General features: G+C 66.6%; 17 protein-coding genes. 7 read left to right on the top strand and 10 right to left on the bottom strand.

What is annotated here, in order from left to right:
* Nucleotides 1-231: 231 nt before the first annotated feature.
* The 3 genes from Q8Q88_RS10130 to Q8Q88_RS10120 all read right to left on the bottom strand — a co-directional run bounded on the left by Q8Q88_RS10130 (nt 232) and on the right by Q8Q88_RS10120 (nt 5,077).
* Nucleotides 232-1,659 carry an aldehyde dehydrogenase family protein gene (locus Q8Q88_RS10130; protein WP_305675071.1) on the bottom strand — a complete coding sequence of 476 codons (1,428 nt, stop codon included), beginning with the start codon at nt 1,657-1,659 and terminating at the stop codon, nt 232-234.
* 61 nt (nt 1,660-1,720) lie between these two features.
* Nucleotides 1,721-2,605 carry an alpha/beta fold hydrolase gene (locus Q8Q88_RS10125; RefSeq protein ID WP_305675070.1) on the bottom strand — a complete coding sequence of 295 codons (885 nt, stop codon included), beginning with the start codon at nt 2,603-2,605 and terminating at the stop codon, nt 1,721-1,723.
* A 27-nt stretch (nt 2,606-2,632) separates the two neighbouring features.
* Nucleotides 2,633-5,077, bottom strand: a complete 2,445-nt coding sequence (locus tag Q8Q88_RS10120; protein WP_305675069.1) for a TonB-dependent receptor — start codon at nt 5,075-5,077, stop codon at nt 2,633-2,635.
* 274 nt (nt 5,078-5,351) lie between these two features.
* Here Q8Q88_RS10120 and Q8Q88_RS10115 point away from each other — a divergent pair, with 274 nt between their 5' ends.
* Both Q8Q88_RS10115 and Q8Q88_RS10110 read left to right on the top strand, forming a co-directional pair.
* Nucleotides 5,352-6,983, top strand: coding sequence for an AMP-binding protein (locus tag Q8Q88_RS10115; protein ID WP_305675068.1), 1,632 nt, complete (start codon nt 5,352-5,354; stop codon nt 6,981-6,983).
* A gap of 1 nt (nt 6,984) precedes the next feature.
* Nucleotides 6,985-7,644 (top strand): 2-hydroxychromene-2-carboxylate isomerase, encoded by a 660-nt coding sequence (locus Q8Q88_RS10110; RefSeq protein ID WP_305675067.1) that lies wholly within the window; start codon nt 6,985-6,987, stop codon nt 7,642-7,644.
* Between the two features lie 48 nt (nt 7,645-7,692).
* On the opposite strand, the gene Q8Q88_RS10105 is transcribed toward Q8Q88_RS10110, so the two are convergent.
* Nucleotides 7,693-8,760 (bottom strand): LysR family transcriptional regulator, encoded by a 1,068-nt coding sequence (locus Q8Q88_RS10105; protein WP_305675066.1) that lies wholly within the window; start codon nt 8,758-8,760, stop codon nt 7,693-7,695.
* A 111-nt stretch (nt 8,761-8,871) separates the two neighbouring features.
* A complete protein-coding gene (locus tag Q8Q88_RS10100; RefSeq protein ID WP_305675065.1) occupies nt 8,872-9,279 on the bottom strand; it encodes a RidA family protein in 408 nt (135 codons plus the stop codon).
* A 1,042-nt stretch (nt 9,280-10,321) separates the two neighbouring features.
* Between Q8Q88_RS10100 and Q8Q88_RS10095 the strand changes: the two genes are divergently transcribed.
* Both Q8Q88_RS10095 and Q8Q88_RS10090 read left to right on the top strand, forming a co-directional pair.
* Nucleotides 10,322-12,586, top strand: coding sequence for a TonB-dependent receptor (locus Q8Q88_RS10095; protein WP_305675064.1), 2,265 nt, complete (start codon nt 10,322-10,324; stop codon nt 12,584-12,586).
* 108 nt (nt 12,587-12,694) lie between these two features.
* A complete protein-coding gene (locus tag Q8Q88_RS10090; protein ID WP_305675063.1) occupies nt 12,695-14,080 on the top strand; it encodes an MFS transporter in 1,386 nt (461 codons plus the stop codon).
* 3 nt (nt 14,081-14,083) lie between these two features.
* On the opposite strand, the gene Q8Q88_RS10085 is transcribed toward Q8Q88_RS10090, so the two are convergent.
* Complete coding sequence (locus Q8Q88_RS10085; protein ID WP_305675062.1) at nt 14,084-14,950, bottom strand: alpha/beta fold hydrolase; 867 nt, start codon at nt 14,948-14,950, stop codon at nt 14,084-14,086.
* Between the two features lie 105 nt (nt 14,951-15,055).
* Nucleotides 15,056-16,222: an amidohydrolase family protein gene (locus Q8Q88_RS10080; RefSeq protein ID WP_305675061.1), complete on the bottom strand. Its 1,167-nt coding sequence runs from the start codon at nt 16,220-16,222 to the stop codon at nt 15,056-15,058.
* Nucleotides 16,223-16,540: 318 nt separating this feature from the next.
* Here Q8Q88_RS10080 and Q8Q88_RS10075 point away from each other — a divergent pair, with 318 nt between their 5' ends.
* Nucleotides 16,541-17,152, top strand: coding sequence for a TetR/AcrR family transcriptional regulator (locus tag Q8Q88_RS10075; RefSeq protein ID WP_305675060.1), 612 nt, complete (start codon nt 16,541-16,543; stop codon nt 17,150-17,152).
* Here the strand turns inward: Q8Q88_RS10075 and Q8Q88_RS10070 are convergent.
* Genes Q8Q88_RS10070 through Q8Q88_RS10060 form a run of 3 tightly spaced genes read right to left on the bottom strand, consistent with a single transcriptional unit; the run spans nt 17,136 to nt 20,441 of the window.
* On the bottom strand, nt 17,136-18,026 hold the full coding sequence (locus Q8Q88_RS10070; protein WP_305675059.1) for a TetR/AcrR family transcriptional regulator: 891 nt from the start codon (nt 18,024-18,026) through the stop codon (nt 17,136-17,138). The two genes, Q8Q88_RS10075 and Q8Q88_RS10070, sit on opposite strands and share 17 nt — an antisense overlap.
* Before the next feature lie 35 nt (nt 18,027-18,061).
* Nucleotides 18,062-19,249: a CaiB/BaiF CoA-transferase family protein gene (locus Q8Q88_RS10065; RefSeq protein ID WP_305675058.1), complete on the bottom strand. Its 1,188-nt coding sequence runs from the start codon at nt 19,247-19,249 to the stop codon at nt 18,062-18,064.
* Nucleotides 19,242-20,441 carry a CaiB/BaiF CoA-transferase family protein gene (locus Q8Q88_RS10060; RefSeq protein WP_305675057.1) on the bottom strand — a complete coding sequence of 400 codons (1,200 nt, stop codon included), beginning with the start codon at nt 20,439-20,441 and terminating at the stop codon, nt 19,242-19,244. Before Q8Q88_RS10060 ends, Q8Q88_RS10065 begins: the two co-directional genes overlap by 8 nt.
* A gap of 135 nt (nt 20,442-20,576) precedes the next feature.
* On the opposite strand from Q8Q88_RS10060, the gene Q8Q88_RS10055 reads away from it, so the two are divergent.
* Together Q8Q88_RS10055 and Q8Q88_RS10050 are read left to right on the top strand one after the other, a co-directional pair.
* Entirely contained in the window at nt 20,577-21,044 is a 468-nt protein-coding gene (locus Q8Q88_RS10055) for a VOC family protein (protein WP_305675056.1), read from the top strand.
* A gap of 33 nt (nt 21,045-21,077) precedes the next feature.
* The gene (locus tag Q8Q88_RS10050) at nt 21,078-21,662 is read left to right on the top strand and encodes an NADPH-dependent FMN reductase (protein WP_305675055.1); all 585 of its coding nucleotides are present in this window, start codon (nt 21,078-21,080) and stop codon (nt 21,660-21,662) included.
* Nucleotides 21,663-22,126 lie beyond the last annotated feature (464 nt).

Genomic DNA, 22,126 nt, shown 5'->3' with positions numbered 1-22,126 from the left:
CGTAGATGAAGATGAGCTCGCTTGGGATACCCTTCGACCCTGGCGGGGTCCGCCCCGTCGAGCATTCGCCGAAGAATCGGCCGGACCAGCAAGGCCGCAACGCTAGCAAAGCCCGGCGGGTTGGCTAGGGCGAACACCAGGACAAGCGAGCTAGGGGAGGCCCGCTTTCGGCCCGGGCGCGACGAGCCCGCCCTGGGCCGGGACCAGCCGCCATGGGTTCGCCATCGCCCATCATGCGGTCGCCAGCTTTCGGCTCGTGATCGTCTGTGTGTTGGTGAACTCGAGCAGGCCCTGCATCCCGTGCTCCACGCCAACGCCCGACTGCTTGTGACCCGAGAATGGCGCCTCGGGCGAGAAGGCGAACATTTCGTTGATCCAGACCGTGCCGGTCTGCAGCATCCCGGCGATTTCCCGGGCCTTGTCGACATCTCCGGACCAGACCGATCCGCCGAGGCCCGTGTCGGTGTCATTGGCCCGCCGGATCACGTCGTTGATGTCATCGAACTTCAGGAGCGGCAACACCGGACCAAAGGCCTCCTCGACCACCACGCGCGAGTCCTCCGGCGGATTGTCGACGATCGAGATGGGGATGAAGTAGCCGGGGCCCTTGGATGCCTCGCCGCCAAGCAGGAACCGCTGTCCCTTGGCGCGCGCATCATCGAGCAGGCCCTTCACCTTCTCGAACTGCGCCTTGTTCTGGACCGGCCCCAGGTCGACCCCCTGCAGCGCGCCGTCGCCCACCGTGACCGTCTTGGCGTACTCCACCAACTCGTGCGCCACGGCGTCGTAGATGTCCGAGTGGACATACAGGCGTTTGATGGCGACGCAGACCTGCGCGCTGTTGAAGAAGGCGCCCCAGAACAGTTGCGGCGCCACCGCCTTCGGATCGACATCCGGTAGGACGATCGCCGCGTCGTTGCCGCCAAGCTCCAGGGTGATGCGCTTGAGCGTCTTGGCGGCGCTCTCCATCACCCGCCTCCCCGTCGCCGTCGACCCCGTGAAGGACACCTTTCCGATCGCCGGATGGTCGGTCATCCACTGTCCGAGATCGTTCCCGCCGGAGACGACGTTCACCACCCCGGGCGGCAACACGTCCTGCAGCAGCCGACCGAGCTCCAGGGTCGCGAGCGGGGTATAGGGCGAGGGCTTCAGGACCACCGTGTTCCCAGCCAGGAGCGCCGGCGCCAACTTCCAGATCGCCATCAGGATCGGCGCGTTCCACGGGGTGATCGCACCCACGACCCCGATGGGCGTGTGTCGGATTTCCACCCTTCGCTCGTCGGTGTCCTGGATCACTTCCACAGGCAGCGAGAACGTCGAGACCGCCCGGCACCAGTCGGCGGATGTGGCGACCTCCCAGTCCGAGCCCGCGCGGGACTTGCCCTGCTCGAGCGTGATGATCCTGGAGAGCATGTCCTTGTGCTGATCCAGGCACGCCCCGATCGCCGCCACCAGCTTTTGCCGCTCGGCGAGCGGACGGGCGGACCAGATTGGAAAGGCGCGGCTCGCGGCCGTCACGGCCGCGTCGAGCTGCGCCCGGCTGGCGTCGGGAACCTGCGCGATGACGGCTTCATTCGCGGGATTGATGACCGCCATGCTGGCCTCGCCCGCCACCGCTCGACCGTCAATCGTCATCAGGTATTCGCCGTCGAAGCTCATGTGATCACTCCTGATTTGAGATCGCCGCCTGGCGACCATTGTTCCGCTTCGCCGGGCGCCCTCACGCGGGAGCGCTGGTCCGCGCGGCCTGCGCGATGAAGTCGAGCGCGGGGGGAATCACCACGTCCGGCGCCTCGAGGATGGGGGTGTGCCCAACGCCTTTCAGCGAGACCAGGGTGGCGTCTTCAACGCCGTTGGCGACTTCCTGGCTCCACTCGGGCGGTCGCGCGATGTCGTCCTCACCGGAGAACACAAGGGTCGGTATCTTGATCTCCGACAGGAGCGGAACCGCGGTCGGCCGATTGAGGACGCCCATCAAGGCAGGCCACTGGGATCGCGGCGTCAACTCCAGCCGTTTGCTCCAATAGTCGAGCATGGGCCGCGCCTCAGGCTTGGCGCGCGTGGTCGCGCCGAACATGATCGACATCAGCATCGCGAGGTCGTCGCCCACGAAGCCCTTTTCCTTGGCACCATCCAGGAATTCCGTGAAGCGAACCAGCTGCTCCGGTGGCTCCCCGCGGACGGACGACCCCAGCATGACCAGGGCGCAGAACAGCTCCGGCCGGCGGGCGACCATGCGCACGGCGACGTCGCCGCCCATCGACGCGGCGGCCAGGCTGACCGGAGGCAGATCCAACGTCTCGATGAGGGCGATCATGTCCTCGGCGCAGCAGTCCATGCTGACCTCGTCCTCGGTCGCCGGCGCACTGCTGCCCTGCCCCCGGAAGTCCGGCCGGATGACGCGGAACCGCCCCTTCGCCGCGGTGACGAGGGCGTCGAACATGCCGCCGTCGAGCCACAGCGAATGCAGGCAGACGATGGGCGGCAGGTGCGCCTCTCCCGTATCGTCCACCCATAGGATCGTGTCCCTTACCGGAACGCCTCTGGCGAATGTCATGGACCGGCTACCTTCCTGCTGTTCTGCATCGCCCCCCGCCCCGTCCATCGACGGTGCGGCTCACGGACGTCGTTGCTAGAAATTATACTCGAGCGTGACACCGTATTCGGCGGGGCGGCCCGTATATCGGACGATGGTGTCGAACGCCCGCAGGCTGTTGGTCCAGTAGTGGGTGTCGGTCACGTTCAAGCCCCACATGGACGCCTTCCAACGCCCGTCCGACGCCTGGAGCCCGGCGCGAAGATTGAGAAGCCCGTAGCCCTTGATCGTGGCGTCGGCCTGCTCTTGTGGGGCGAGTTGCGGCGAGCCGTAGCTTTTCGTCTGCGCGCGGAAGCTGCCGCCCACGAAGCCTTCGACGTCGTCGCTGACCGGAAACTCGTAGTCGATGCTGGCGGACGCGGCGAACTTCGGGGCGAACGGCAGTCTCACGCCGTCGTAGGAGGCGCGGACCGGAAACAGCAGCCCGCCCACGCTTGTCGTACCCACGGCTCCGTCGAACGCCTCGATCTTCGCGTCGAGATAGGTCGCGCTGGCCCGAAGCGTGAGACCTCGCATTGGCGCCGCCGTCAGGTCCAGCTCGGCGCCATAGGTGCGGGACTCCGGAATGCTGACAAGCTGTTCCAGGGCGCCGAACAAGGGATCGACCGTCTTCCCTCGCGTTTGCTTGTTGGCATAGTCGTAATAGAAGGCCGCGCCGTTCAGGACGACCTTGCCACCCGCCAGGTTCGATTTGAAACCGCCTTCAAACGCCGTGAGCTTTTCTTGTGGAACCGGGAAATACTGCTCCTGGCTCGCGGCGTTGGCGAGGGGAAACGCGCCACCCTTGAAGCCTCGGGACACGTTCGCATAGAGCAGCAAGCCATCCATTGGCTTGAAGTCGAGGCCGAGGCTCCAGGGAAGATTGTCTTCCTTGAGCGTCTCGCGATAGGTCCCCGACACGCAGGTTTCCGGGTCGATCGAGATCGACTCCCCGTGCACCACCGGCGTGAACGTGAACCCCGGACAGAAGATCGGAACATAGACGGCCGGGATCACGATATTGAAGAAGTTCGTGAGGCCTGGGCTATTGGGGTTTGGCTCGACAAAGCCTGGCGTGTCGTAGGCGCGGTTAGCCGCCGTTCGGCTCGAATCCGAATAGCGAATTCCGGCCTTCACCTTCAGCTGATCGGTGATGTCGTATTCGAAGCTCGCGAACGCCGCCCATTGCTTGAAGACCTGCCGGCTGTCGAAACTGTTGGCGCTGAACCCGTCGCGCGTGCCGGTCGAGGCTTCAGGATAGATCGCGTCGATATTCTCGTAGCTGAATGTCCTCTGATAGTTACCGCCGACGAGCCAGCGCAGGCGCGCGGCTGTGTCGGTGCTGGCCAGGCGAACTTCCTGGCTGAAGTCGTGGGCGTCCGCGTCGTTGGCGACCTGGTCGAACGCGGGGAGATCCGTACCCGAGTACGATGACGCCTTGCGCTGGCGAAGCGAGGCGTAGCCGGTCAACGAGGTCAGGGTGACCGCCTCGCTGAGATCGTAGTTGAGGCTCAACGTCGCCTGATAGAAGCGGTCGTCGCGGAACGGTCGATAGTCAGGATCCCAGTTGGCCGTGCGCGCATCCCGCGGCGCGGCGGGCAGGGCGAGCAGGGGCAGACCCGCCGTCACCGTCCCGCCAAATCCCGTGGAACCGATCGGCGCCTGCAGGTCCTCGGGCGTCGTGCGCCGGGCAAGCTGCGCCGCCTGCGGATCGGACCGGTTGAGCCAGCCGTTGAGGTTCAGCGCGACACGGACCGCGTCGGCGGGCCGCCAGTCGAGCAACAGCCGGCCTGCGACGTCATCGGTTTTGCCGAGCGTGTCATCTCGCGTGTAGCTGCGCTGCCAGTCGTCTGCGCGATTGAACTTGACCGCGACCCGCCCGTTCAGCGTGTCGGCGATCGGGCCGCTGACGAATCCTCCCAGCCGCGCCGTGTTGAAGCGGCCATAGGTCGCCTCGAGCCCGGCCCGAAATTCGCTCGTGGGCTTGGCGGCGATGAGATTGATCGCGCCCCCGGTCGCATTGGTGCCGAAGAGCGTGCCTTGCGGTCCCTTGAGCACCTCCGCGCGCTCCAGATCGAACGCCGTCAGCGCAGAGAACGCGGGCAGGGCCAGCGGCGCCTGATCCAGATAGAGCGCGACGTCCGGCGCGGAGCTCAACGAGTTCTCGAAGAAGCCCACCCCACGCAAGGTATAGACCGGCGTCCCGCTCGGGTTGGGGGTGACGTCCAGGCCCGGGACGAGCCTTGCGAGATCGGCGACCGAGTTGACCGTTTCTCGGGCCAGGGTCTCGCCACCGAACGCCGAGACCGTCAGGCCGACATCCTGGAGACGCTGTTCGCGCTTCTGGGCGGTCACGACGATTTCCGCCAGCTCCGAGCCCGCGGCGCCCGACGCCTCCTGCGCCGCGGCGATCGTCGGTAGAGCCACGCTCACCATTGCGCCGGTCGCGAGAAGGCGGAGTCGGCGGACCTGCCGCCTGGTTTCCCGATGTGCCTGGAACACCCGTTCCTCCCGATTTTTGCTGTGGCCGTCGTTCGCTTGCGACCCGATCGAAGCAGCAATAACACCGAGGACGGTTGTGTCAATATATGTTAGTATTTCATATATTGACACGCTAGCGCCGCTTCCGCTGGCCTGGGCGGCGCGCCTTCGGCGCCCGCGCGCTCAGGTCATTATTTGCACAGTTGCCATTATTTGGAAAACTCGCGCTATTTGACCCACTCTCGAGACGGCCCGGCCTGGCCGCGAGTCCGAGAAAAACCAACGGAGGTCCGACATGCGCGATGCGCATTCCAAAGCCAGACTGCTCACGTCCTCCTACTATCCGGCGGACAGGCGGGCCGCCCTGATCGAGGACTCCGTGGGCGCCACCCTGCTGATCGCGGCCGCGCAGTTCGGGGACGCCATCGCCCTGGTCGACGGACAGGTCGATCCGGCGACGCGCCGCAGCTGGACATTCTCGGAGTTGGCGGCGGAGGCGCAGGTGGTCGCGCGCGCCCTACTCCGGCATTTCGAGCCCGGGCAGCATGTCGCGCTCTGGTCGGGCAACTGTCCGCAGTGGGCCCTCATCGAGTTTGGCGCGGCGCTCGCCGGCCTGGTGCTGGTGACCGTCAATCCGGCCTATCTGATTCATGAGCTGACGCACGTCCTGCGCCAGTCGCAGGCGCGCGGCGTCATCCTGCAGGACAGCTATCGCGGTCGTGATCTTGCCGAGGCCCTGGCCATGGCCCGCCCTAGCCTGCCCGATCTGGAGGTGGTGATCCCGCTTTCGAGCTGGGACGACTTTCTGTCGTCCGGAGAGGCCGGCCCGCTACCAAGCGTGAAACCGGGAGATATCGCCCAGATCCAGTACACCTCCGGCACGACGGGCTTCCCGAAGGGCGCCTGCCTCACCCATCGGGGGCTGAGCAACAATGGTCGCCTATACGCAGAGTCGATCGGCCGGGACGAGGGTGACGTCTGGATCAACGCCATGCCGATGTTCCATACCGCCGGCTGCGGGCTCGCGACGCTTGGCGCGATGCAGACCGGCGGAACGCACGTCATGGCCCCCGGGTTCGACGCGGGGCACATGCTGGACCTGTTCGAGCAGGAACGCGGCACGGTCATGCTCTGCGTGCCCACCATGCTCATCCGGATGCTCGAGGAGCAGGCTCGAGCGCCACGCGACCTCTCCTCCTGGCGGCTGGTCACGCTTGGGGGGGCGCCCGTCGCGGGCGAGTTGGTGCGACAGGCCGAAAAGATGCTCGGCCTGGATGTCGCCATCGGGTTCGGACAAACCGAAGCCTCGCCCTATCTCACCCATACCGCCGTCAGGGATCCGAACCCCGCCTGGTTCGAAACCGTCGGACGGCCTTTGCCCCACACAGAGGTCAAGATCGTCGACCCGGCGACCGGTGATATCGCGCCGATCGGCGTATCGGGCGAAATCTGTGGCCGGAGCTACGGCGTGATGACCGGCTACTACAACGCCGAGGGGGCCGCCAACGCCGCGATCGACGCCGACGGATGGCTACATACAGGCGACATCGGCAGCATGGATGAGCGGGGATACTGCCGCGTGCTCGGTCGGCTGCGCGACATGATCATTCGCGGCGGGGAGAACATCTACCCCCGGGAGGTGGAGGACGTCCTCATCACCCACCCCGCCGTCGCCGACGTGGCGGTTGTGGGCCTGCCGGACCCGGAGTGGGGCGAAGCGGTCGCGGCCTGCATCCGCCTGACCGATCCCGATGGACCAGAGCCCCTCGATCTGGTCGCGTTCTGCCGCGAGCGGCTCGCGGGCTACAAGGTGCCCAGACACTGGCGTTTCCTGGAGAACTTTCCGCAGACGGCCTCGGGCAAGGTCCAGAAGTTCGCGCTCCGCGACCAGCTGCTCGCCGGCGCGGGCAAGACCGATGAGAGCTGACGTGCCCGCAAGGTCGCCCGACCCGACGGCAGGGCAGCGCCCCGCACCGCCCCCGGCCGCTCTGGGCATCGATTTCTACTTCGACTTCGCCTCGCCCTACGGATGGATCGCCGCCGAGCGGATCGGCGCGATCGCGCATCGATTTGGACGTCGTGTGAACTGGCGCCCGTTCCTGCTGCGGGTGACGGTTCTGGAAGCCATGGGCCTGCCGCCCCCGATCAAGACACCGCTCAAGGGCGACTATCTGCTCCACGACATCGGGCGATCGCTTCGACACCACGGCCTGACCTTGGCTCCGGACCCGCGCTTGGACATCTCGTCCCTCAACGCCGCGCGCGCGGTCTTGTGGGCCCTCGCCACATCGCCCGAGAGCGTCGAGGCCCTGGTCCTCGCCCTCTATCGCGCGCAGTGGTCGGAAGGCCGGGACATCTCCACGCCGGCTACGGTTCTTGACGTCGTCACCGGTCTCGGTCTCTCCCGACGTGACGCTGCGGACGCCTTGCGGGACGAGGCGGTGAAGGCGGCCCTGCGGGAGGCGACCTCATCGGCGATCGGCGCCGGCGTGTTCGGCTCGCCGACCACGGTCATCGACGGGGAGATGTTCTGGGGCGCCGACAGGCTCCCCATGGTGGAGCGATGGTTGGAGAGCGGCGGGTGGTAGCCTGCTCGCGCCGGCGCCGCCTCGAAGCCTGGGAGTCACGCCGCGCCGTCAGGTCGCCAACTCCTCGACCAGCAGATCGATGAAGCGCCTGACGCGGGGTTCGAGGAATCGCTTGGTGGGGTAGATCGCCGAGATCTTCACATCCTCGACCTCAAGTTGGGGCAGCACCAGGCGGAGCCGGCCCGCGGCGAGATCGTCAGCCACCAGAAACTCCGGAAGGAAGGCGATGCCCAGTCCGGCGACGGCGGCGTCCCGAAGGGCCTCGCCGCTATCAAGCCGAACGCGACTTCGGCCCTGCGCCTTCACCCAGGATCCTTCCTTATCTCGGAAGCGCCAGCTCTGCTTCTGAGCTCTACTGCTGAAGATCAGGCAGTCGTGATCTGAGAGGTCATTGAGATTGAGAGGTTCGCCGCGCTCGGCGAGATAGGAGGGTGAAGCGCAGAGCATCGCCCTGTACCTGGCCACCACACGGCTGACCAATCGCGTGTCCGATGTCGTGACGCCAATCCGTATCGCCAGGTCGAATCCGTCCTCCACGACGTCGGACACGCGATCAGAAAAGCTCATCTCCACCTGGATCTGCGGCCAGGCCGCCAAATATTGCTTCAGCAGAGGAAGGACGACGAGACGCCCGAAGGCGTCGGGAACGGTCAGGCGCAGCAGCCCCCGGGGCGTGCCGGCGCGCCCGGCAACGCTGGCCTCGGCCTCATCCACGGCCGCGAGGATCTGCAGACCGCGATCATAGAACGCCCGCCCCTCGTCGGTGAGACTCAGGGTCCGGGTCGTACGATTCAGCACGCGTACGCCAAGCCTGTCTTCCAGACGCTTCACGGCCTTGCCCGCCGCCGATCTGGTCAACCCCATCGCCTGCCCGCCGACAACGATGCTTCCAGCGTCGGCGACGGCCATGAAGACGAGGATATCGTTCAGGTTCGCGCGAAGAATGGTGTGCTTCCTCGATTCCGGCGTCGCACGATGGATGGATCCGCCAGGGCCCTGGTCTGGGATTGACGATCCTGGCGCGGTGGGCTCGACGACACACTCCGATATCCGCGGCGGGGAGGCGAGGATGTTCTTCTCAGCGGGTCGCGTTTTGACCGTCCGAGGTGAAGTCATCGACAAGCGAGCTCCAGCCCCTTCGGCGCCTGGCCCGCGCGCCCGGCTTCAGCCAGGCGCGCAACCGATCATGTAGGCGGCCGGCAAGGGTGGGCTGTTGTCGCGACCCAGCTAAGAGGGCAACCGGACGGTCATCTCGACCTCGAGCTGCAGGTCAGGCCCGGCGAGAGAGGCGACGCCCACGCCGGTGACGCTGGGCTGAACACCATCGAAGAGCGCATGCATATGCGGCCACAGCTCTTCCAGGCGCTCCGGCGTCAAGTCGATCATGAAGACGCGCACCATGATCAGGTCTTTTGGCGTCGCGCCGATCGCTTTCAGCGCCGCCCGCGCGTTGCCGACAACGATTTCGGCCTGTCCCGAGAGTGTGGTCGGGACGGGCTCGCCGTTCGGCCGCCAAGCCACCTGACCTGAAATGTACGCGACCCTGCCTGGTTCGACGATCGTGATCTGGGAATAGCCCGCGGCGCCAGCGTCGGGCAGCGACGGCGGATTCATTCGGGTGAGTGGGTTTGTCATGGCTTTTGGCTCTTCAGGTTGCAGGGTCGAGGACACTTCGCGAGCCGGCGCGGGGGCGACGCGCGCCTCCTGCCCATGGGCGGCGGAGCTAGCAAGAGCTAAGATCAGGGTCGAAGCTGCAATGCCCCAACACAAATCTACGCGGAAACACTCCAATTTCAGCCCCTTACTTATCGTATTTACGACTTCTTCGGTTCGATGAGCATTAATACAAGAAATCTGCGCCGATATTCAGGACAGATATTCACGACTGTGTAGAAGAAGTTTCGACAGTATGTCCGTTAGCCTGGCGCCGAGGCTCTCGACGGCATGACGGAGGTGCATGCCATCGCGTGCGCCGTCTGCGTCTCCGCAGAGCGCAGCCGGGCGACCCACCACATAGTCGCCAGGCGCCGTGGCGGTAGGCGTCGAAAGTGAGCGCCAAGCCTTCTCCGGAAAGGTCGCGGGTCCCGCTTGTCGAAGGTCCGAGCGACTCGGACTGGCCTGGAGCCGAGGCGACATTCCTCGACGAATTCGCCGCTCAGGCTGGGCCGCGCGACTCGCGTCGAGTCATAGGGGCCGCGGGTGTCGCTCGAGCGCGCCCGACCTCGACTGGTCCGCGGTCTTGGCGTTCGGCCGGGCCTAAGGCGTCTGAGCTTGTCGAAACGTGGACCGCCTAGTTTTCCACCAATCATCCTAGGGGCGACCGCGCGAGTTGACTATCGCTATTGTTACGTCTAGGTCCGCTCGCTCGTAACGCCGCCCGCCCTCGGCACTCGCAGGCTAGCCTACGCCCGGACTGAATTCTCGGCTCGCGTGACACCGAGTCGCTTCGAGCATGATTTCCGTGTCTAGTGTTTGTCGCGTCCACTTCTCTGCAGCGCCGCGTCCACGAGCCGCCTCCCAGAGCTCACTCAGTCGCGGGGCGATCAGTTATTGACCATCTCTCCATTTGCTGTCGACACCCGGCGAAATTTCGGTAGTGTCACCGCGAACCGGGCCGCGGAGCTCGGATGATCGGGAGGGAAAGATGCACAGGGGAATCTTCTTGGGCGGCGCTTCGTTGCTGGCATTGTTGTCGGCGACCGCGAGCGCGCACGCCCAGAGCGGCGGCTCCGGGGGATATCAGCTCGAAGAGGTGGTGGTGACGGCGCAGAAGCGCGCGGAAGACGTCTCCAAGGTGCCTCTGGCAATCACAGCCGTGACCGGCGAAACGCTGGAGCGACAGCGGGTCGACACGCTGCAACAGCTACGCAACATCGATCCCAGCGTGAACTTCCGCCAGAGCACCGGGCCGCACAGCTCGAGCTTCCTTATCCGCGGCGTCGGCACCAGCAGCTTCTCGACCGGCGTCGAACAGAGCGTCTCGACCGTGGTGGACGGGGTGGTCCTGGGCGATCCGTCTTCGGCGCAGGACCTAGCCGACGTGGAACGGGTGGAGATCCTGCGCGGACCGCAGGGAATGCTGTTCGGCAAGAACGCCTCCGCCGGCGTGGTCTCGATCACCACCCGCAATCCGGAGCTGGACGAATTCGCGGGCAGGGTGCGCGCTTCCATCGGCGAGCGAGAAGATCAGCAGCTTCAGACCGTCCTCAATGTCCCGCTCTCCTCCACCCTCGCCGTCCGGCTGGTCGGCGGCTATCGCCACCTGCAGGAGAGCGTGGTCAATGTGCGTAACGGACGGCCAATCGACCCGATCGACATCCGTTCAGCGCGCCTGAAGCTGCTCTGGCGCCCCAGCGACGACTTGAAGGCGCTGCTGTCGGCGAACTACTCCTATTCGCGGCACTTTTGCTGCTCGCCGGCCTGGAGCCAGACTACGCCGGGCTACATCGTGGCCTATTCCAACGCGCTGCATGGCGTGGTGGCGAGCCCCGACAACACCCAGGCCGCCCTCGACTACCAGCCGATTGGCAACGCCAAGGTCTATGGCGCCTCGCTCGCCATCGAATACCAGCTGGGCGACTACGCCCTAGCCTCCATCACTGGATATCAAGAATCCCATCGCCTCGGGGTCTTCGATGGCGATCAGCACGCGTTCAACTATCTCAGCTTCAACGGGTCCACGAACTCGTACCGCAATATTTCCCAGGAACTGCGGATCGCCTCACCGATCGGCGAGCGCTTCGACTATGTGGCAGGCCTCTACTATTACGAAAGCTGGCTGAAGGGGATCATCTACCAGGCCGGCTACCTGCAAAGCATGGCGCCGCCGATGACCCAACCGACGGCGGCGGCGACCCTGCGCAGCAGCGCCAAGTACAGCGTCAACGATTCCCAGAGCGTGGCGGCCTTCGTCCAGGCCAATTTCCACCTCACCGAGCAGTTCAACCTGGTCGCTGGGCTCCGCTTCACCCACGACGACGTGACCCTGCTCTACGACAACGCCACCTTCATCCCTGGAAGCCTGCCGGTCTCGGCCACGATCCGCGGCCTGCGGCAGTCGATCGAGCACGACAACGTCTCCTGGCGCTTCGGACCTCAGTACCAGCTAACGCCGGACGTCATGCTCTATGCCAGCGTCGCGCGCGGCTACAAGGGTCCGGGGATGAGCGGCGTCACGGTGAACACTGTCGCCGACAACCAGGCGGTGCTCCCCGAAATCCCCACCGCCTACGAGGCGGGCATGAAGGGCAAGTTCTTCGACCGCCGGCTGCAGGTCGGGCTCAACCTCTTCCATGCCGAGTATAAGGACTTCCAGGCTCAGGTCTCCGACATATCCACCGCAAACTTCGCCACCGTGATCAAGAACGCTGGCCGACTGGAGACGCGCGGGGTCGAGGTTCAGCTTCAGGCGCGGCCGACCCCTGAACTCACCCTCGGCTTCGGCGGCGCCTATGTGGACGCCAAATACAAGGATTTCGCGGGGGTTACCTGCTACTTCCGCCAACCCGAGCCCCCTTGCGCCCCCCCGCCGCTGGCGCCCACCTCGGCCACCCGGCTCTTCAACGCCAAGGGCCTGGGGCTCGCCGGCGCGCCGAAATGGACCTATTCGGCGACGGCCGACTATCGGCGGCCCGACCTTGTCGCGGGATTCGACGGCTTCGCCGCGGCTGCCTGGAATTGGCAGGATGACGTCGTCTACTCGGTAAATGGCGATCCCGGCACCCGGCAGAAGGCCTTTGGCCTACTGAGCGGCGAGATCGGCATCGAGCCGCAGGGTGGGCCGTGGCGCTTCTCGATCTGGGGCAAGAACATCCTGGACGAGCGCTGGGCCTCGCAGATCAGCGCCTCTCCCGTCCCCTCGCAGAACCCTGGCGGCTACTATCGCTGGCGCAGCCCGGATTCGTTCCGACGGGTGGGCCTGCAACTCGACGTGCGGTTCTAGCGACCCTTCCGCGCGGGCCGCCTCCCCGGGCCGCGCGCACTTTGGCGAGGGGCGGGGGGCGGCGCCCGCCCCTCGCCGCTTCCTCGGCTCCAGGCGGAAAGTCCCTACATGCTGCAACAACCGAACCGCCCCTGGTTCCGCAACGCGCCCGCCACGGCGGCCGCCGCACCGGTCGTCGGCGGCGCCTATGCCTGGTACGTGGTCGCCGTCCTGGTGGTCGCCTACACCTTCTCGTTCCTCGACCGGCAGATCCTCAGCCTGTTGGTCGAGCCGATGAAACGCGACCTGTCGCTCAGCGACACCCAGATCAGCCTGCTGCAGGGGCTGGCCTTCGCCTCCTTCAACGCCCTCGCCGGACTGCCCCTGGGCCGGCTGGTGGACACTACGCGGCGGACGACAGTGATCGCCGCTGGCGTCGCGTTCTGGAGCCTGATGACCGTCGGCTGCGGCCTGGTGAAGAGCTACGCCCTGCTGCTGCTGATGCGGATGGGGGTTGGCGCCGGCGAGGCCACCCTGACGCCTGCCGCCCACTCGATGATAGGAGACTATTTCCCGCCGCATAAGGTCGGATTGCCGCTGGCGGTCTACAGCATGGGCATCTTCGTCGGCGGCGGGCTGGCCCTGGTGATCGGCGCCACGGTCATCGCCCAGGTGGCGGTGGAGTCCATCATCCTGCCGCTGGTCGGCACGATCTATGGCTGGCAGCTGGTCTTCCTTATCGTCGGGGCGCCCGGGCTGCTGGTGGCGCTCTGGGCGATGACCCTGCGCGAGCCGGCGAGGACCGGGCCCGTCCACGCCAGCGGCAAGACACCGATTCCCGAGGTCTGGGCCTATCTGAAGGACAACTGGGTGACCTTCGCCAGCCTCAACCTGGGCTTCGCCGTCCTGGCCATGATGTCGTACGGCCTGGCTGCCTGGATCCCGACCTTCTTCATCCGCGAGCATGGCTGGAGCGCGGTGGAGATCGGTCATGCCTATGGGCTGATCTACCTGGTGTTCGGACCGCTGGGCGTGCTTTGCGGCGGCCTGCTGGGCGATTTCACCGCCGCCCGCGGGGTCCGCAACGCCCGGTTGGTCGTGACGCTCGGCGTCGTGATCGCCACCGCGCCCTTCCTCACCTTCTTCCCGCTGGTCGCCGACGCGAAGCTCGCCCTGGCGCTGCTCGCGGGCGCGGTGTTCTTCAAAACCTTCATCAACGGCTTGGCGCCGGCCCTGCTGCTGCAGATGGTCCCCAATCAGATGCGCGGCCTGGGCGCCTCGGCCAGCCTGCTGATCATCAATCTGGTCGGCCTGGGTCTTGGCCCTACCTCGATTGCGCTGTTCACCGACCTTGTGCTGGGCGACGAGCAGAAGCTCGGCGTCTCGCTGGTCGTCGTGCCCCTCGCGGCCTCGGTTGTCGGTTTCCTGCTGCTGACCACGGCCTATAAACCCTATCTGAGGACCCTCGGGCGGCTGGCCGCTTGGAACGCCCGGGCCGAGCGCGCGGGAGGCTGAGGCTCAGCGCGCGGACATCGCCTCCAGGGACAAGGCATGCCGGCCACGGGCGACGGCCCGCAGGATCGCAGCCTTGAACACCTCGTGCAGTTGCGGCGGCAGGCTGTGGCCCATGCCGGGGACGACGAGCAACTCTGCGCCGGGGATCACCGCGGCCGTGTCGCGCCCACATTCCACGCGGGCCAGGGGATCCTCGGCGCCGTGCAGCACGACGGTCGGGGCACTGATGGTCCTGAGTTGCTCGCGGCGGTCGCCGGCGGTGACCACGGCCTTGCGCTGGCGACCGACGCCCTCGGGATTGAAGGCCCGCGCGGCCTCCTCCGTAACCCGCCGGCGAATCTGCGCCTCGGCCCAGGGGAAGCCGGGGCCCTCGATCGCGCGGGTCGCCTTCACCCCGGCCGCTACGAACGGCTCGCCGTCCTCCGGCCTCAGGTCGGAACGCTGAGTGGCCGCGATCGCCTCGGCCGTGGGCCTGGGCAGGTCGGGATTGCCCGTGGAGGACATGATCGAGGTCAGGGAAAGCGCGCGGTTGGGGTGTGTCGCGGCCAGCGTCTGGCCGATCATCCCGCCCATGGACAGGCCCACGATGTGGGCGCGATGGATGCGCAGGCCGTCCATCAGGCCCACGGCGTCCTGCGCCATATCCGCCAGGCTGTAGCGGGCGCCCGCCTCGAGCCAGGTCGACAGCCCTACATCGCGGTTGTCGAACCGGACCACCCGTAGGCCCTCCGCAGAAAGGCCTTGGCAAAACGGCTCCGGCCAGCGGGTCATCTGCGCGCCTAGGCCGTTGATCAGCAGCACGACCTCGTCTCGCTCTGCGCCGAAGCTCTCGTACTCGATGAAAATCCCGTTGGCGCCCAAACGCGGCATGGCGGTCTCGCTATCTGCTGATTGTGAGTGGACGCGACACCGGCCCCGGGATGGTCCCGGGGCCGGGTCTTCGCAGCGCTCCTGGCTCGTCGGCGTGGCGCTGCGCTACTCGGCGGCCACCAGGGCGGGCGCGCCGAACATCTCCATGAAGTTGCGGCTGTAAAACAGGTCCTTCGCCGCCTCGTCGACACCCTCGAAGGTCTTCTCGAACCGTCCGATCGGGTCGCGTGTGCCTTCCGGGTGCGGATAGTCGCTGGAGAACAGGAAGAGTTCGGCTCCGGCGTCGCGCATCATCCGGCCCACGTCCTCCCCAGGGAACGGCGTGAACTTCACCGCCCGCCGGATGTAGTCCGACGGCTTCAACGTCAGGAGCTGCAGGTTCGGATCGCTTTTGACGAAGCTCTTGTGACCGAGATCCAGCGCCCGCAGGAATTCCGGCACCCAACCGCCGCCGAGCTCGATCACCCCGCCGCGCAGAGCCGGAAAGCGTTCGAACACGCCATCGAAGACCATGGCGCTCAGGAACATCTGGGCCCCGAAGGAGATCACCATGTAGTCCTTTATCCGAATGTTCTCACCGCCGCCGAGCCGGTCGGTGGGACGCGGGCGGCCATTCTTCTCGTAGGCCTTGAGCAGCAGTCGCGAGCCGGCCCCGACGTGCAGAACGAACGGCACGCCGGCCTCGGACAGGATGTCCCAAACCGGGTCCAGGTCTGGGTGACCCGGGGACACTTCGCCCGCCGGGGCGGCGGGAATCCAAAACGCACCGCAGCCCAGGCGCAGGCCCTCACGCACCTCGTCCAAGGCGCGGGCCGGATCGGCCAGCGAGACCTGGCCGACGGCGATCAGCCGCGCATCGTGTTTGCAGAATTCGGTGATCGCTCGGTTGTGGGCGCGGATGCCGCCGTAGAGGATGTCGGGGTCCTTGGACTCCAGATACTGGGTGGCGGCGAAGGTCGAGAACACCATTTGCTTGGAGAAGCCAAGGTCGTCCAGCGCCTTGGTCCGCTCCGCTGGGTCGAAGGCGCCATAGGCGTACCAGCCCTTCGGGCCCTCGATCACATTGTGATCGATTTCGGCCGTTTTTTCAGCATCGGTCACCCGCGCCATGGCCTTGCTGATCGCCCGCTCGGCCTCGGCCCCGGCACCGCCGAGCTTGAGGGCCGGGATCTTGTCCTTGACGGCGGGATCGGCGAACCGGCTCACCCAGTCGAAGGTCTCCATGATGTGGCTGTCGGCGTCGCAATAGACGCGGCCATTTCCGTAAGGCATTCAAATTCCTCCTGTTTCAACTCTTGTGCGCCGTCACCCGCGGCAGGCGGACCTGGTCTTGTTTCGATCCGGACCACCGCGTCGGCGTTTCTGCCCGTCCGGCCAGGCTTGATCGTCCGTTCCGGTCGCGTCGGGCCGCGGTCCGCGGCCGGCGGCGACCTGCCAACCATCCGATTTTAGATTTGTATTAGAGGAATCGTCAATATAGCTGATAGCAAAGACCGGGCTGGACCGCCGCCTTGCGGACGCGGCGGTTTGGCTGTCGCGCGCCGCCGCGAGCCACGCTATGCAGATACCGATGAAAGCCGCCCGCCGACCATGAGCCGGACCCCCGACCCACCGCAGAGGCGCCAGCGGTTGTCGCCGGAAGTGCGCCGCGCCCGCATGGTCGAGGCCGCCGCCCTCCAGGCGCTCGAACAGGGGTCGCTGCCGATTTCACCGGAGGCCATCGCGCGTCAGGTCGGCGTTTCGAAGGCCCTGGTCTATTCCTACTTCCCCACCCAGCACGACCTCCTGAACGCCCTGCTGCTGTATTGCTTGCGCGACCTTGAGCAGGACGGGCTGGAGGCGGCGCTGGCGGGCCCCTGCCTCGAGACGGTCGCGGTGGACACGGCCCTGATCTATTTCGAGCACGTGGCCCGCCGTGGGGCGCTGCTGCACCTGCTGATGAGCGATCTCTACATGGCCGGCCACCTCAATCCCGAAGTGGTCCGGATACGCGACGGGGCCTATCTGCGGCTGGGGCGGCTGGTGCGGCGCGAGCTCCGCCTGGAGCCAAAGGCAAACCTGCTGGCGATCAATCTGGTGATGACCATTCCCGAGGAGGCCGGCCGAAGGGTCTTCTCGGGCGACATGGACCGAGAGGCCGGCCGCGCCCTGTGCCGCCAGCTCACGGCCAGCGCCGTCCGCGGCCTCAAGCCGGGCGGCTAGCCGCCAACTCCGACGCAGGGGCGTTGCGACGGAGGATCAGGTCGTTGGTGCAGGCCAGGATAATCCATAGGGATAGCTGCTCGACCGTCGCCAGCGGCGCACGGCTATCCGCCAGCTGTCGCCCGGCGCGCAGGGCTACGGCGGTCAGGATCACATTCGAACCCTGGGCCAGTTCCGCGGGAACGCCGTACTTCTCGACGATCTCGTTGGTCATCTGGCGCAGATTGAAGGTGCGGCGGCTCTCATGTTCGCTGCGCAGGGCCTTTCGCACCTCCGGTCGAGTCAAGAGCACCTGCAGCAGCGCGCCGCGCGCTTCCACCTGGCGCAAATAAGACAGGGTCGAGAGGGTGATGCGTGAGAGATAGTCCTCGCCACGCTGGATCTCCGACTGCTGCGCCAGATTGGCCGCCGCGTGCTCGGCGCGGGCCAAGGCGATGAACATCTCCTCCTGACTCGAGAAGTAGTTGTAGATCTGGGCCTCGCTGATCCCCACCTCGCGCGCGACGCGGATCATCGAGGCGGCGTGCAGCCCTTCCTTGGTGATGATCCGGCCGGCCGCGTCCAAAATCTGGGACTGGCGGGCGGCGGGGGTGAGCCGCGTGCGGCTACGCCGCGAGAGCGCCCGCGAGGGCGAGATCACGGTCTCGGCGTCGGCTCCCGGCGGCGCGGACGGCAAGGGCGGACGAAGTTGGAATTTGCCGGCGTAGACCTTCGACCAGTAGCCGCGAGACGGATAGGGCACCCCCATCCGATCGCAGACCTTGGCCAGGGCGTGCGCGCTGATCCCGAACTCGGCGGCGCAGGCCCCCATCGGACGCGTCCAGACACGCTCGAAGAGGTCCTCCCTGGAAATCTTGATCTCGTCTCCGCTCAAGTTTGATCCTTTGATGCGCGCGCCGCCGGAGGCTATCAGAGCGCCGCCCCGATCTCCACCAGACGCGCGATCTGCCCGGGATCGAGCCCAGCCTCGGCGAGCACCTCGGCCGTGTGCTGACCGAGGCTCGGAGGGGCTCCGAGAACCGGCTCCCACCCAGGGAAGCGCGCCGGGGTGGCTGGAGACCTGAAGCTTCCGCCACGGCCGTCAGGCGCCTCGACAAAACAGCCGGCCGCCTCGGCGAGCGGGTCTCCGGCCAATTCCTGGGGCGTCTGCAGCGGCGCCCAGACCAGGTCCGCCTCGGTCAGGCGTCGCGACAGCTCGGCGTAATCGACTTGGCCGAAGCCCTCGTCGAGCGCCGCCACCAGGGCCGCGGTATTGGCCTTCCGACCCTCGTCGTCGCGGAACCTCGGGTCGTCGATCAGGTCCAGCCGCCCGGCCGCGGTGGCGATTTTCGGCCAGTCCGTGCGCCGATCGCGCGGCATGAGGCAGACCCAGCGCCCGTCGGCCGAGCGGTAATAGTTGACCAAGGGTACGGCGGTCTCGGTTCGTTTGTGGGTGGAGGCGATCCGGCCCAGCCGTAGGAACACCGCAAGGTCCGAACTGATCGCATATACGCCGGAGCGCAGCAGCGACGTCTCCACCAAGCGGCCGCGACCGGTGCGCGAACGCTCCACTACTGCCGCCAGGATCGCCGCGGCGGTAGCGAGCGCGCAGGTGTGATCGCCGAGCCCCGTCCTCAGGGGGAAGGGCTCCTCGCCCTTAGGCGTCATCAGGGATGCAACGCCCGACCGTGACCAGAAGGCCGCCACGTCGTAGCCCGGCAGGTCAGCGCTATCGCCAAGCAGGCCGTAGCCGGTGACGCTGGCGTAGATCAGGGCGGGATTGGCCGCCCGTACGCTCTCCCAATCGATCCCGGCGCGCTTGAGGGCGCCGGGCCTGACATTGGTCAGGAAGACGTCGGCGCCGCGCATCAGCCGCAGCAGGGCCTCGCGCCCTTCGGGCTGGCGGATGTCGAGCATCGCCGAGCGCTTCCCGCGATTGTCCAGCTGGAAGGCCGGGCTCTCACCATCGGGCGACAGTTTTTCGAAACCGCGGCGTATCGGATCGCCGTCGGGGTTCTCCACCTTCACCACGTCGGCGCCCCATTCGGCGAGCATCCCGCCGGCGGCCGGCGCGGCGATGTGCGTGGCCAATTCGATCACCTTCAGGCCCTCAAGCATGCCTGAGGTCCTCGGCCGTCTCGACAACCACTAGTCCCAGCTCCGCGAACACCGAGGCTGTGTGCTCGCCCACAGCGGCTACCCTCGGCTGTCGCTCGGGCTCCGGCCCCATCCTGAAGGCCGGCCCAGGCACCGGCGCCAGCGGGCCGCCCCGCGCCAACTCCACATGCGAGACCACGCCGGAACCCAGGGCGACCTCTTCCTCATAGAGCTGCGAGACGCTGCGTACGACGCCGCAGGCGATCCGCCGGCCTTGCAGGTCGGCCAAGGCCTGGCCTGAGGTCCGCTGCGAGAACCAGCGCCCGGCGGTCTCCATCACCTGCGCCTTGCGCACGGGATCGGCGAGCGGATTGACGTTGTCGCCCCAGTCCGGACGGCCCAGCAGGTCGCAGAACGCGCGCCACATGACCGGCGTGATCGGAGCCAGGTAGACTGGGGCGTCCTGCGTCTGGAACATGTCGACAAAGCGGGTCGTCGAGCGCGCGCCCTGCCTAGTCGGCGCAAGACCGAGCGCCCCCTTGCTCGGAATGTGATGGCTGAGCAGCGACGTCATGGTCGCCAGCATGCTGAGCTCGACCTTTCGCCCACGGCCGGTGCGTCTCTGCTCCCACACGGCGCACATCACCGCATAGGCCGCGTGGGTCCCGGCGGCATGGTCGGCGACCAGCACCTGGCTCATCAGCGGCGGTCCCTCGGGTGCCCCGGTCAAGTCGGCGAAGCCGCTCATCGCCTGCACGGCGCCGTCGAAGGCGACGTAGTCCTTCCGCGATCCGACCGCGCCATAGCCTGTGATGTGGACCATCACGGCGCGGGAGTTCACTTGGGCGAGCCGTTCATAGCCGAATCCCAGCTTCTCCGGCACGCCCGCCGAATAGTTGGTCACCACCACATCCGCCCAGCGCAGCAGAGCATCGAGGGGCTCGCGCGCCTCCGGACTGCGCAGGTCCAATGCGACGCTGCGCTTCCCGCGGTTGTGGCAAGCGTAATAGTAGCTGTCGCCATGCGGACTGAACGGCGGTGCGGCCCGAGCCGGTTCACCCTCTGGAGGCTCCAGCTTGATAACGTCGGCCCCCTGGTCGGCCAGCATCATCGTGCAGTGGGGTGCGGCGATGTAGTGGCCGATCTCCAGCACCCGCAGCCCGGCAAGCGCCGCGCCCTGCTCCGCAGCCGTGCTCGACCCCGACGTCGTCATTGACTAATACTCCAATTATGTCTCCTCTTGTTTGGCAGTGAAGCGAGCGGTTCGCAAGCCCCATCACGACTCTGGGCAGGAATGTTCTGATGATCTGTCCACTATCAATTCCACAATCCGAAAGGAGAGACGTCAATGAGCCTGCAGGAGACATCCACCGATGTCGTGTCGTCGCCCGAGGTCGAGGTAAGAGCGCTGTCGCACCTCGCTATCGGCGTCGGCGATCTCTCCAAGTCCGCCGCCTTCTACCGAGACGTGCTCGGGCTGGAGGTGTTTCGCGACGAGAGTCAGGACGCGCGGGCCCCGCGCGTGTTCGGCCTGGTGGCCGGGATCACCCTCGAACTCGTGCAGGTCTCTGGGCCGGGCGCAGCCGCCAAGGGTCTGCGGACCGGCTTCTTCGGCATGGCCTTCGCCGTCGCCGATCTGGATGCTGTCTGCGCCAAGCTCCATGCCGCCGGGCTGGTGAAGGTCACCTCGCCCAAGGCGATCGGCGATGGCGTCCGGATTCTCTATGTGGCCGATCCCGACGGCTCCTATTTCGAGCTGATCGAATTTCCCAACGGCGCCTTGTCGCCGGCCCAGCGCGACTCGAAGCGGGCGTAAGGGGCCCCGCCTTGTTTGGCGGGAGAAGTGGCTATGACCAACGCCAATGGATCACCCCTGGTGCTCGGCATCGGCGGGGCCTTGCGCTCGGCCTCCTCAACGGAGGCCGCACTTCGGCTCTGCCTGCGTCAGGCCGAGCGTCTCGGGGCGCGCGTCACGGCCATCTGCGGCCCGGATCTCGACTTGCCATTCTATGCGCCTCAGCGGCGGGAGCGGTGTGATCGCGCGGAGCGGCTCGTGAAGGCGCTGAAGGCGGCGGACGCCGTGATCATCGCCTCGCCGGGTTATCACGGGGGCGTCTCGGGGTTCGTGAAGAATGCTCTCGATCACATCGAGGACCTGCGGAGCGACAACCGCCCCTACCTCGATGGATTGCCGATAGGTTGCATCGCCACCGGCGGCGGGTGGCAGGGTTGCGTGACGACGTTGTACGCGTTACGCGCCGTCGCGCACTCGGCACGAGGCTGGCCGACGCCGCTGGGCGTCGCCATCAATACAGCGGAGGTGAGTTTCGACCCCGAAGGCGTCTGCTCATCGGCCGCTGTCGAAGCCCAGCTCGATCTGCTCGCCGCCCAGGTGGTCAGCGGCGTCGCAGGCCGGCCGGTGGCTGCACAGTAGGTCGCCCTCGGAGTGACGGCGCCGCGCCAATGGATGGCCTGGAATGCACGTCGGCTTCAACAGCGCCTCCGGTCCTATCAGTTGCCCTGCATTCCAAGGGATCTTTCTGCGGTCGCAAAGGTTCTGGCCGATTCATGGTCCTTCATTTGACCCAGCCCCGAGCCCTGTCCTATCAGATCTCACGATCTAGTCTGCGCGCCGTCCGAGATGCGTTCTCTAATGGGTCAATAGGCGGCTGCTCAGTCCTGAGCTGATCGGCGCGGTCGGGTGTCTGCGTTCTCTACGCGCTCGTTTGGCGCTTGATGGGGTCAGCTGGGTGTGGATCGGCTCGGTTGAAATCGCAGTCGGTCCGTTGAGGTGGCCGCTGCTACAGAATCGGCGCCGTGTTCCACGCCCTCCCTTGGCGTCGCTCCGCTCTGGAGCTCGTTTCGTCCTCCCGGCTTGCTCTGGCGGTCGGCTGTCAG

The sequence above is a fragment of the Phenylobacterium sp. genome (assembly GCF_030697925.1).
In the GTDB taxonomy this organism is placed as follows: domain Bacteria; phylum Pseudomonadota; class Alphaproteobacteria; order Caulobacterales; family Caulobacteraceae; genus Phenylobacterium.
This window is presented reverse-complemented; position numbering and strand designations above follow the sequence as displayed.

Bases quoted from the DNA above. Each gene is read 5' to 3' on its own strand.
- Q8Q88_RS10130 (WP_305675071.1), bottom strand. From the start codon at position 1,659: ATGAGCTTCGACGGCGAATACCTGATGACGATTGACGGTCGAGCGGTG.
- Q8Q88_RS10125 (WP_305675070.1), bottom strand. From the start codon at position 2,605: ATGGACGGGGCGGGGGGCGATGCAGAACAGCAGGAAGGTAGCCGGTCC.
- Q8Q88_RS10115 (WP_305675068.1), top strand. From the start codon at position 5,352: ATGCGCGATGCGCATTCCAAAGCCAGACTGCTCACGTCCTCCTACTAT.
- Q8Q88_RS10105 (WP_305675066.1), bottom strand. From the start codon at position 8,760: ATGACTTCACCTCGGACGGTCAAAACGCGACCCGCTGAGAAGAACATC.
- Q8Q88_RS10100 (WP_305675065.1), bottom strand. From the start codon at position 9,279: ATGACAAACCCACTCACCCGAATGAATCCGCCGTCGCTGCCCGACGCT.
- Q8Q88_RS10090 (WP_305675063.1), top strand. From the start codon at position 12,695: ATGCTGCAACAACCGAACCGCCCCTGGTTCCGCAACGCGCCCGCCACG.
- Q8Q88_RS10085 (WP_305675062.1), bottom strand. From the start codon at position 14,950: ATGCCGCGTTTGGGCGCCAACGGGATTTTCATCGAGTACGAGAGCTTC.
- Q8Q88_RS10080 (WP_305675061.1), bottom strand. From the start codon at position 16,222: ATGCCTTACGGAAATGGCCGCGTCTATTGCGACGCCGACAGCCACATC.
- Q8Q88_RS10075 (WP_305675060.1), top strand. From the start codon at position 16,541: ATGAGCCGGACCCCCGACCCACCGCAGAGGCGCCAGCGGTTGTCGCCG.
- Q8Q88_RS10065 (WP_305675058.1), bottom strand. From the start codon at position 19,249: ATGCTTGAGGGCCTGAAGGTGATCGAATTGGCCACGCACATCGCCGCG.
- Q8Q88_RS10060 (WP_305675057.1), bottom strand. From the start codon at position 20,441: ATGACGACGTCGGGGTCGAGCACGGCTGCGGAGCAGGGCGCGGCGCTT.
- Q8Q88_RS10055 (WP_305675056.1), top strand. From the start codon at position 20,577: ATGAGCCTGCAGGAGACATCCACCGATGTCGTGTCGTCGCCCGAGGTC.
- Q8Q88_RS10050 (WP_305675055.1), top strand. From the start codon at position 21,078: ATGACCAACGCCAATGGATCACCCCTGGTGCTCGGCATCGGCGGGGCC.